Annotated in this window: 12 protein-coding genes and 1 tRNA gene; 1 reads left to right on the top strand and 12 read right to left on the bottom strand. The window is 46.3% G+C overall.

Annotation, left to right across the window (positions count from 1 at the left end; all coding sequences use genetic code 11):
- Positions 1 to 55: 55 nt before the first annotated feature.
- The 9 genes from ACH2BK_RS09135 to ACH2BK_RS09095 form a co-directional block, all read right to left on the bottom strand.
- Positions 56 to 325: a hypothetical protein gene (locus ACH2BK_RS09135; protein ID WP_395003520.1), complete on the bottom strand. Its 270-nt coding sequence runs from the start codon at positions 323 to 325 to the stop codon at positions 56 to 58.
- A gap of 42 nt (positions 326 to 367) precedes the next feature.
- Positions 368 to 541 carry a hypothetical protein gene (locus ACH2BK_RS09130; protein ID WP_395003518.1) on the bottom strand — a complete coding sequence of 58 codons (174 nt, stop codon included), beginning with the start codon at positions 539 to 541 and terminating at the stop codon, positions 368 to 370.
- 4 nt (positions 542 to 545) lie between these two features.
- On the bottom strand, positions 546 to 674 hold the full coding sequence (locus tag ACH2BK_RS09125) for a hypothetical protein (RefSeq protein ID WP_395003516.1): 129 nt from the start codon (positions 672 to 674) through the stop codon (positions 546 to 548).
- A gap of 52 nt (positions 675 to 726) precedes the next feature.
- A complete protein-coding gene (locus tag ACH2BK_RS09120; RefSeq protein ID WP_395003514.1) occupies positions 727 to 852 on the bottom strand; it encodes a hypothetical protein in 126 nt (41 codons plus the stop codon).
- A gap of 120 nt (positions 853 to 972) precedes the next feature.
- Positions 973 to 2,565, bottom strand: coding sequence for a phospholipase D family protein (locus ACH2BK_RS09115; RefSeq protein WP_395003512.1), 1,593 nt, complete (start codon positions 2,563 to 2,565; stop codon positions 973 to 975).
- A 15-nt stretch (positions 2,566 to 2,580) separates the two neighbouring features.
- Positions 2,581 to 3,441: a YihY family inner membrane protein gene (locus tag ACH2BK_RS09110; RefSeq protein ID WP_394997439.1), complete on the bottom strand. Its 861-nt coding sequence runs from the start codon at positions 3,439 to 3,441 to the stop codon at positions 2,581 to 2,583.
- A 13-nt stretch (positions 3,442 to 3,454) separates the two neighbouring features.
- Positions 3,455 to 4,300 carry a biotin synthase gene (locus ACH2BK_RS09105; RefSeq protein ID WP_394997438.1) on the bottom strand — a complete coding sequence of 282 codons (846 nt, stop codon included), beginning with the start codon at positions 4,298 to 4,300 and terminating at the stop codon, positions 3,455 to 3,457.
- Between the two features lie 10 nt (positions 4,301 to 4,310).
- Positions 4,311 to 5,315, bottom strand: a complete 1,005-nt coding sequence (locus ACH2BK_RS09100; RefSeq protein WP_395003510.1) for a Gfo/Idh/MocA family protein — start codon at positions 5,313 to 5,315, stop codon at positions 4,311 to 4,313.
- Positions 5,316 to 5,324: 9 nt separating this feature from the next.
- Positions 5,325 to 6,440 carry a DegT/DnrJ/EryC1/StrS family aminotransferase gene (locus ACH2BK_RS09095; RefSeq protein WP_395003508.1) on the bottom strand — a complete coding sequence of 372 codons (1,116 nt, stop codon included), beginning with the start codon at positions 6,438 to 6,440 and terminating at the stop codon, positions 5,325 to 5,327.
- A gap of 124 nt (positions 6,441 to 6,564) precedes the next feature.
- Here ACH2BK_RS09095 and ACH2BK_RS09090 point away from each other — a divergent pair, with 124 nt between their 5' ends.
- Positions 6,565 to 8,112: a flagellin A gene (locus tag ACH2BK_RS09090; RefSeq protein ID WP_394997433.1), complete on the top strand. Its 1,548-nt coding sequence runs from the start codon at positions 6,565 to 6,567 to the stop codon at positions 8,110 to 8,112.
- A gap of 97 nt (positions 8,113 to 8,209) precedes the next feature.
- Here the strand turns inward: ACH2BK_RS09090 and ACH2BK_RS09085 are convergent, their stop codons facing one another.
- From ACH2BK_RS09085 to ACH2BK_RS09075, 3 genes are all read right to left on the bottom strand, one after another.
- Positions 8,210 to 8,422 (bottom strand): type II toxin-antitoxin system YafQ family toxin, encoded by a 213-nt coding sequence (locus tag ACH2BK_RS09085; RefSeq protein ID WP_395003506.1) that lies wholly within the window; start codon positions 8,420 to 8,422, stop codon positions 8,210 to 8,212.
- A 2-nt stretch (positions 8,423 to 8,424) separates the two neighbouring features.
- Positions 8,425 to 8,673, bottom strand: coding sequence for a hypothetical protein (locus tag ACH2BK_RS09080; protein WP_394997430.1), 249 nt, complete (start codon positions 8,671 to 8,673; stop codon positions 8,425 to 8,427).
- Positions 8,674 to 8,846: 173 nt separating this feature from the next.
- Positions 8,847 to 8,922 (bottom strand) — tRNA-Phe (locus tag ACH2BK_RS09075).
- Positions 8,923 to 9,002: the final 80 nt, after the last annotated feature.

Raw genomic sequence — 9,002 nt, 5'->3', positions numbered from 1 at the left:
TTAGATTCTATACCGCTTGGATTCTGTGTTGCAGATTCTGCAAATTCTTTTAGGCTTAGATTCTGTCGTTGTGTGTTTTTAGAATCTCGCTAGATTCTGCGTCTATCTTTGAATCTGTGTTAGGTTCTGTGGAACTAGATTCTGAATCTGTGCTAGATTCTAAGTTTCTTAGAGTCGTGTTCTCACGAATACTTTCTAGCTTCTGTGTATTGCTTTGTTTTTTCGCAAAAAGGGGTATTCCCCTCTCCCCGCTCTCCCCAGCCCCGAAAAAGATAAAGCGCCGCTTTTTTTGCTGCGCTTTGCTTGCAAGCCTTCGGCACGGCAATCGGGGAGAGTGCCTCGCTTTTTCCTTGTCTAGTCAAAAATGCTAAAAATGCACTACTGCATTTTTAGCATTTTTGACACCACGACAAGGGCGAGAGGTGGTATGCGCTACCGCGCTACATATCTCATTTGATTTTTGCTCTGCAAAAATGGCAGAATCTATTGGCATAGATTCTGCTCGGTTTGCGCTTACGCGCCCATTATTGATATTGGGCAAAGCCTTACACAAAATTTTTTGAAGTGGGGGATTGTGTGAGTTGTTTGGATTTTGAATCTGTAAATTTAGATTCTGTAATTGTTTTGGATTCTGAATCTAAAACCAAAACTCTGAATCTAGAAACCAAATCCACTCTAGATTCCATATTGCTTAGATTCTAAATCTTAAAGTATTGAAACTAGATTCTATGTCTCCCTAGATTCTGAATCCATCGGGCTAGATTCTGCAAGCGCGCTAGATTCCACACTTTGCTTTTGTGAATCTTGGCTGGATTGTGTGTTGGGGGATTTTGCAATGTTTAGAATCTGCAAGGCTAGAGTGTGAATCTAAGCCCTAGAGTTTGCATTCCCTAGATTTTGTGTAGTGTTTGCTTGAGATGAGCGCAGATGGGGGGTTGCAAGCCCTCCTAGCGCGTAAGCAAACAAAATATCTCATATCTGACTTTCTGGCAGGATTTTGGCTAAGAGATTAAAAAAGCGCAAAAAGAGGCTAGCATTTGGCGGTGCGCTATGAATCTCAAACACCCCATCTTTGTTATACCCCTTCCAAAACACCTCGCTATCCACGCTCCACAGCTCCCACGCGTCCGCCATTTCCTCTCTGATATGCGCCTTTGTTTTCTTAGCAAACTCGGGGTTGTCAAACACCACGACAGATTCTGTATTGAGATTGCTGGAGCGTTGATCGAGGTTGAAGCTCCCCACCCAAGTGATACGCTCATCAAACACGATGGTTTTGCTATGCAGCGACGCACCCGAGCTCAGCTTCCCGCGCACGCCGCTTTTTTTCCTGCTATTTTTTCTGTTGCCCTCATACTGATACTCATACACGCGCACACCGTTTTTGAGAAAATAATCCCGATATCGCTCCCACGCCGCATACGCCACAAACGAATCCGTGGAGGCAAGCGAGTTCGTGAGGATATTTACTGAGACTGCGCGGCTTTTTAGCATATCCAAATCCCCCAATGCGTGCTTACCGGGCACGAGATACGCCGCGGCGATATACACATCGCTTTTGGTGCGCGCAAAAATCTGCTTGAGCGCGTCCGTGATGGGGCGTTTTTGGTGGGTTTTGTCTATCTTATCGGGCATATCTGCGATAAACACTGCCCTACCCCACGCCATATCGAGCTCCTTGGCAGTGTATTGGCGCACAAAATCCCTAATCGTCGCGTCGTATTTGGCAAAGCCACTAGGCTGGGTGGCAAGCCTGCGCGAGGTTGCCTCAATCTCTTTGAGATAGCTTTTCATCGAGCGTTTTGAGGGTAGGAGCGTGGCGGGTATGGAGCGCTCATAATGCCAATACGCCATAAAGTTCTGCGTCGCGGCTTTTGCCACCTCGCCGATAAACACGACATCGGTATCGGTGAAGTTTAAATGCGTGTTGTTGTCAAAATAATCATCTGCGACATTGCGCCCGCCGATAATGAGCGCGATATCATCGACTACAAAAATCTTATTGTGCATACGATGGTTGATACGATTGAAGTCATACACCATCTCTGGATAGCGGAGTATCCTAGAGCGGTTTTTGTAGGGATTAAAAATCTTGACATCGATATTTGGGTGGGAATCTAGCGTGATAATGTCTGAAAAGTCTGAATCTAAGCCATTGTCATCGATGAGTATGCGCACCTGCACGCCGCGATTTGCAGCCTTCCAAAGCTCGTGCATAAAGACTTTAGACGCAAGCTCATCTTTGTAGATATAAGACTGCAAAAAAATGCTTTTTTGCGCCATACGCGTGAGCGCGACACGATGCAGGAGTGCCTGTGTGCCATCATCTAGCAATAGCGCGCCACTCTCTCCTTTGCGCATCTTTAGCTCGCTGGCATACGCCTTGCCAAGCATTGTATCCTGCGGGATAAAGGCGGGTATCTCGCTCTCTTTTGGTAGCTTTTTGGGATCGATATTTTTGGTGCTAACTACCACCGAGGAGCACCCCGCATACAAAAAAAGCGCGATAAAGCCTATCACGACGATATTTGTGGTGCTAAAAACATACTCGCCAAAAACACTCATCGCTCGCCCTAGATTCTATATTTTCACTGCCCCAAAGGTTTGCTCAAGCTTTTTGCCAAAATTGCTCATAAAGCCCTCGCACGAGCGCATACCGCTCAAAATCACAATCCACGAAACATAAATCCACAGCATCAAAAAAAGCAAAATCGAAATCTGTCCATAAATGCTCTTATATGTTTGGTTGTAAAACGCATAATACACAAAGCCCCATTTGGTGATAAGCCACACAATCGTCGTGCCTAGACTAGAGAGCAGCAGGGGGAAAAACCGCAGTGCCTTGTTTGCTGAGATTTTAAAAAGCACAAAAAACATACTCCAAGTGATGCAATAGGGCAGAATCTTAAAAAGCAGGCTAAAGTCCGCCACATCGTTTAGATACCGCTGCACCTCGCCACTAAAATAAATAGAGAGTGCTAGCGACATCGGAAACAAAGTGATCATCGTCCAATACACCACCACAGAATCAAAAAATTTGCGCGGGCTTGAGTTGAACATCTTAGCTGTGATATATTCAAAATTGCGAAAAAACAAAATCGAGGTGATGAGCACATACACAAGCCCCATAGTCCCCAGCCTAGAGCTATTTTGCAAAAGCGTATCGAGGTATTGTGAAAAGGTATCAGTGTTGGTGGGCAGGAGGTTTGAGAGGATGAGCTCCTTTAGCTCCAAAACCTCATCTTGAAACTGCGGGAGATTGAGCAAAACCGAAAAGAGAATGAGCAACATCGGAATAAGCGCAAAAATCGTATAAAAGCTAAGCGAGGCGGCATAGATAAGCTGCTTGTCAAAAAACGCATAGATTCTGCTGCACTCAAGGCGCGCCTTGCGCACAAGTGCCTTGGTATCTGTGTTTGTTAGCCACTCTAGCTTTTTCATCAGCACCTAAGCGTTAGTGGCAACTACTCGCTGCGACATAGCCATAGGAGAGTATGCGCTCCACATCTTTTTTGGGCGCTTCACCCTTAGTCGTGAGATAATCCCCTAGCACCACGGCATTTATCCCGCATTCAAACAAGCTCTTTTGATCCTCGCCAAAGATATGCTCCCGCCCGCCGGCAATCATCAGCCGCGTTTTGGGCAAAAACTCCCGCGCCAACGCCACGCAATCAAGCGCCTCCTCTTTGCTAAGCTTTGGCACATCGATGGGCAGGTTTGGGTTGGCGATATAAAAATTAATCGGACTAGAATGCGGGGTGAGAATCTGGAGCATTTTGAGCATATCGATTCTATCCTCCCAGCTCTCCCCTAGCCCAAAAATCCCGCCCGAGCACAGCCCAAGCTCGGCTTTTAGCGCGTTTTCACAAGTCTCAAAACGCTCAGTCCAAGTGTGCGTGCTACAAATGTGTGGGAAAAAGTTTTTTGAAGTCTCTAGGTTGTGGTTGTAGCTATCTACGCCATTTGCCTTGAGGTATTTGAGTGAATCTAAATCCGCACGCCCACAGCACGCGATGATATGCAGTCCCAAATCCGCCTCTTTGATAGCCCTTGCAGCCTGCGCGATATACTCGCATTTTTTAGAATCTAGTCCGCGCCCAGAAGTTACGAGACAAAACCCAAGCGCGCCGTATTCTTTGAGGCTACGCGCTTCTTGGAGGATAGAATCTATGGGCTTGTTTTTGTAGGTGGGGATATTGGTGTGGTAGTGTGAGGACTGCGTGCAGTATTTGCAATCCTCCGCGCAATTCCCAGAGGTTACATTACAAATAGAGCACAAAAAAATTTCTTTTGGATTCATTGCCTTGCCTTTAGTATTTGTTGTAGATGAGATTTTGTATTTGATTAGCGATTTTCATTGCGTTTTGTCCATCGATTTCATTGGGCGCGATTTCGTTTGTATCCTGCGCGTGGGTATCTCTCATATGAGTATCTTTGGCACTAGCGCGGCACATATTGCTAAAGTCCAAAAGCTCTAGGAGCAGCGCCTCCTGCGGACGCACCTCTATGCTCTCACTGCGCGAGGATATGGAGATATTGTGCAAATGCTGCTCGATGGTTTGCTTATTGACAAGCACTTCTTTGCTTAGCAGGTTACAATCGATATACATATCCTCGCAAGTTGCCGTGATTTGGCGGATTCTCTTTTCAGTAATGCGTGAAGCGGTGATGGTGCTAAACGCGCCATTTTTGTGCGTGATGATGGCGCGGGCATACTCTATCATACCATTGATGATCACGCCGTGAGCCTGCACCTCGCGCGCCTCTCCGTTAAAAAGCAAACTCAAATCAATATCGTGAATCATCAAATCCATCACCACATCGACATCGGTTATGCGATTGCTCATCTTATTAGTGCGCACAAAGTCGATACTAAAAATCCGCGGAGAGTTTTTAAGCAGCTCCCTTAGAGCCGTGATTGCGGGATTGTATCGCTCGATAAAGCCCACTTGGATGCGCAGATTCTTATCGCGTGCGGCATCGACGATGATTTGCGTGCTATCGAGCGTATCGGTTAGGGGCTTTTCGACAAAGATATTTTTGATATGATCGCTTACCTTTTGGATATAGTCAAAATGCGTGAAAGTAGGCGTAACGATGATCACGCCATCGCTATCGCTAAGCGCGCTCTCTAGCTCACTCTCACTTTGTAGCGCATACACGCCAAACTCTTTGGCACTTTTTTCTAGCAGCTCTTTATTGACATCATAGATGAAACTCACTTCGACATTTTTTAGGAGATTGAGGTTGCGTAGGTGGTTTTGCCCCATTTTGCCAATGCCAAGCAGTCCGATTTTTACGATTTTGCGCTCCATCATCGCCACCTAGCTTAAAATGGCATTGAGAGATTCTATAATGTGGCTTTGCTCTTGCTTGTCCAAAAACGCACTAAAGGGCAGTGAAAAAATCTCGCGCGCGATTTGCTCACTCACGGGGAAATCCCCCCTAGTATAGCCTAGATAGGCAAAAGATTCTTGGAGGTGTAGCGGCAGTGGGTAATGCACCGCCGTGGGCACGCCTCTGTGCTGCAATGCCTCTAGCACCGCCTCGCGCTCGCCCCTAAGCAGCCGCACCGAATACTGCGCATACACGCTCGTGTATCCTTGTGGGATTATGGGCAGGATAAGGGCTTTAGAGTTGAGATGAGCGAGATTTTCTGTGTAGATTCTAGCGATTTGCTCCCGCTTGGTAATCTCCTCGCGGAAGTGCTTGAGCTTGACATTGAGCACCGCGCATTGGAGTGAATCTAGCCGTGCATTAAGCCCGATGTATTTGTGGATATAGCGTGCGGTTTGTCCGTGATTGAGGAGAGAGCCGATTTTAGAATCTAGCTCTTTGTCGTCACAAAACACCGCGCCCCCATCGCCATAGCACCCAAGCGGCTTAGAGGGGAAAAAGCTCGTTACGCCAATGGTAGAGAGATTGCCCGAATATCTGCCCTTATAAGTCGCCCCAAAGCTCTGGCACGCGTCTTCTATCACAGCGAGATTGTGGGCTTTGGCTAGAGCATTTATCCTATCCATATCCGCAGGCAGTCCATACAGGCTCACGGGTATGATGGCTTTGGTGCGGGGCGTGATGGCAGATTCTATCTTGTCAGGATCGATATTATAAGTCGTCTCATCGATATCCACAAACACAGGCTTTGCGCCCAAAAGTGCTATCATCTCGGCAGTCGCGATAAAGGTAAAAGGCGTAGTGATAACCTCATCATCTCGCCCCACCCCAAGGGCAAGGAGCGCGATGAGCAGCGCGTCGGTGCCACTAGAGACGGCACGCGCATACCGCGCACCACAAAACGCGCTCAAATTAGATTCTAGCTCGCCCACACTCGCCCCCATCACATACGCACTAGAATCTAACACTTCAGCTATCGCGGCATCTATCTCATCTTTGTAAGCCTTGTATTGTGCCTTCAAATTGATAAATTGTATATCCATAACTTGCCTTGCATCTTCAATTTCGGGCAATTCTACCAAAAAAATATTTAAATTTTTGTCTCGCGTCCGATTTAGCTCATAACTTGCACAAGGAAGTGTAAGAAAACACATAAAGGAGTATATCATGGCTTTCCAAGTCAATACCAACATAAACGCGCTTAACGCGGCGGCTCAAGGGACATTCACCCAATACAATATGAAAAACTCGCTGGAGAAGTTGAGCTCTGGTCTTAGGATTAATAAGGCGGCAGATGACTCTTCAGGTATGACGATTGCCGATAGTTTGCGCTCTCAAGCAAGTGCGCTCGGTCAGGCTATCAAAAACACAAACGATGGTATGGGGATTATCCAAATCGCGGATAAAGCGATGGATGAGCAGCTAAAAATCCTAGATACAATCAAAGTCAAAGCGGTGCAAGCTGGACAAGATGGGCAATCTACCCAATCTCGCCAAGCTATCCAAGCAGACATCAAGCGTCTTATCGAAGGTTTGGACAATATCGGTAACACCACGACTTATAATGGTATGGCGTTGCTCTCTGGTGCATTTACTAATAAAGAATTCCAAGTGGGTGCGTATTCTAACCAAACTATTAAGGCCTCTATCGGTGCGACGACTTCAAACAAAGTCGGACAGGTGCGCCTAGAGACAGGGCAGAATGTTACCGCTACTGGCGAAGTGAAGTTGAAATTCGTGAATGTCGATGGGGTCAATGATGTGGAGCTAGAATCTGTAAAAATCTCATCATCTGCGGGCACAGGACTTGGCGCACTTGTGGAGGTTATCAACAAAAACTCTGACAAAACAGGTATCCGCGCCACTGCCAATGTCATCACGACTTCAGATGAGGCAGTAAAAGCTGGAAGTCTGGGCGGCGTGGTGCTCAATGGCATTTCACTGGGCGATATTGTGGGCATTAAAGACAACGATAGCGATGGCCGCTTGGTGCAGGCGATTAACGCTACTACGATGGATACGGGCGTGGAGGCTTACACAGACAATCTCGGACGACTAAATTTGCGAAGCACTGATGGACGCGGGATACAATTCTCTACTACAGGTGCGGTGCAGCAGGGTGCAGGTGCAGGCGTGCTCGCTATCGAAAATGTGAATAATGGTAAATCCATCGCGGGAACTGCAACAGGTGGCGGCAACTGGAATCTCGGACGACTCTCAATGGTGCGCACAGACGCTAGAGATATCGTGGTGAGCGGGACAGGTATCAGTGCGACTGGCTATGGTGCAGGACAAGCTGTGGCAGAAGCTACACTAAACTTGCGTGATGTTACAGGTTCGTTTGATAAAGATGTGCGTTCAGCCTCTGGTGGCAACTTTAATGGCGTGCTTGTCAATGAGGGGCTTAACCTCGGTGCTGGGGTGACAAGCCTAAGAGGTGCGATGGTGACGATGGATATCGCAGAATCTGCGCAAAAAATCCTTGATAGAATCCGCGCTGATTTGGGTTCTGTCCAAGGACAAATGGTAAGCACTGTCAATAACATTACCGTTACTCAAGTCAATGTCAAGGCTGCTGAATCTCAAATCCGAGAAGTGGATTTTGCTGCTGAAAGCTCTGAATTTAGCAAGCTAAATATCTTGGCTCAATCTGGAAGCTACGCGCTCTCTCAAGCCAACGCAGTACAGCAAAATATCCTCCGACTTCTCAACTAGTCGCGGGGTATAATCCTAGTAGCAACGCCACTTGCCCCTCTGTGGCAGGTGGTGCCTTACCCACATAACTCATAGTAATCCACACTTCTCTCGTAACCTATTTCTTTTCATACACTAACACTAAATCAGGTTTGATATGACAATCTCTACATTTTGAGTATTTGCCGCTTAGTGCGTGATCTCTATACTTTGGCTCTAAGACTTCATCATTACAAAGTCTCTGTAAGATATTCATAATTTGCTGCAAATCTTTGGCATTGAGCTTCTTAGTATCTTTAATGAATCTCGTGCTTAGATAGAGCTGATACACCGCTAAATAATCCCCTCTGCCTTAAAGGCTTCTTCAACGCTACTATATAGCTTGAGTGTGCCATTTTTCTTTTGCTCTTGAAACTCTCTCTGGGCTTCATCTAAGCTTTTGAGAAACTCTTTGGGGTATTTTGTAGGCGCTGCATTGTGCTTTTTTATCTTCAATGTTGCTTGAGGATGCAGTTTGACAACGCTTCTTAGTGCCTTTAATAGTGCCTCATCGGCATTTAGTATTTCTAATGTCGCCAACATAAAATCTCCCTTTGCATTGGATTACTTAAAGTGTGGTCACAACTATTTTTCAGCCGCTTTGGCTTTTGTGCGTGGATTATAACAAAAAACATTTTTGGTTTCAAAGGGGGAAAATCGTCATCGGTGGCTTTTGCCAACAAAGCAAATAAAATATCAAGAGTGGTTAAGGATAATGGTGGCTTGAGGCGGAATCGAACCACCGACACGAAGATTTTCAGTCTTCTGCTCTACCGACTGAGCTATCAAGCCATATTGAAGATTTAGCTAAGGTTTCAGAAGCAAAAGCGTGATTATATAGCATAGAGTTTGAAAAAATGCTTAAATCCCCC

The sequence above is a fragment of the uncultured Helicobacter sp. genome (assembly GCF_949282165.1).
Classification (GTDB): domain Bacteria; phylum Campylobacterota; class Campylobacteria; order Campylobacterales; family Helicobacteraceae; genus Helicobacter_F.
This window is presented reverse-complemented; position numbering and strand designations above follow the sequence as displayed.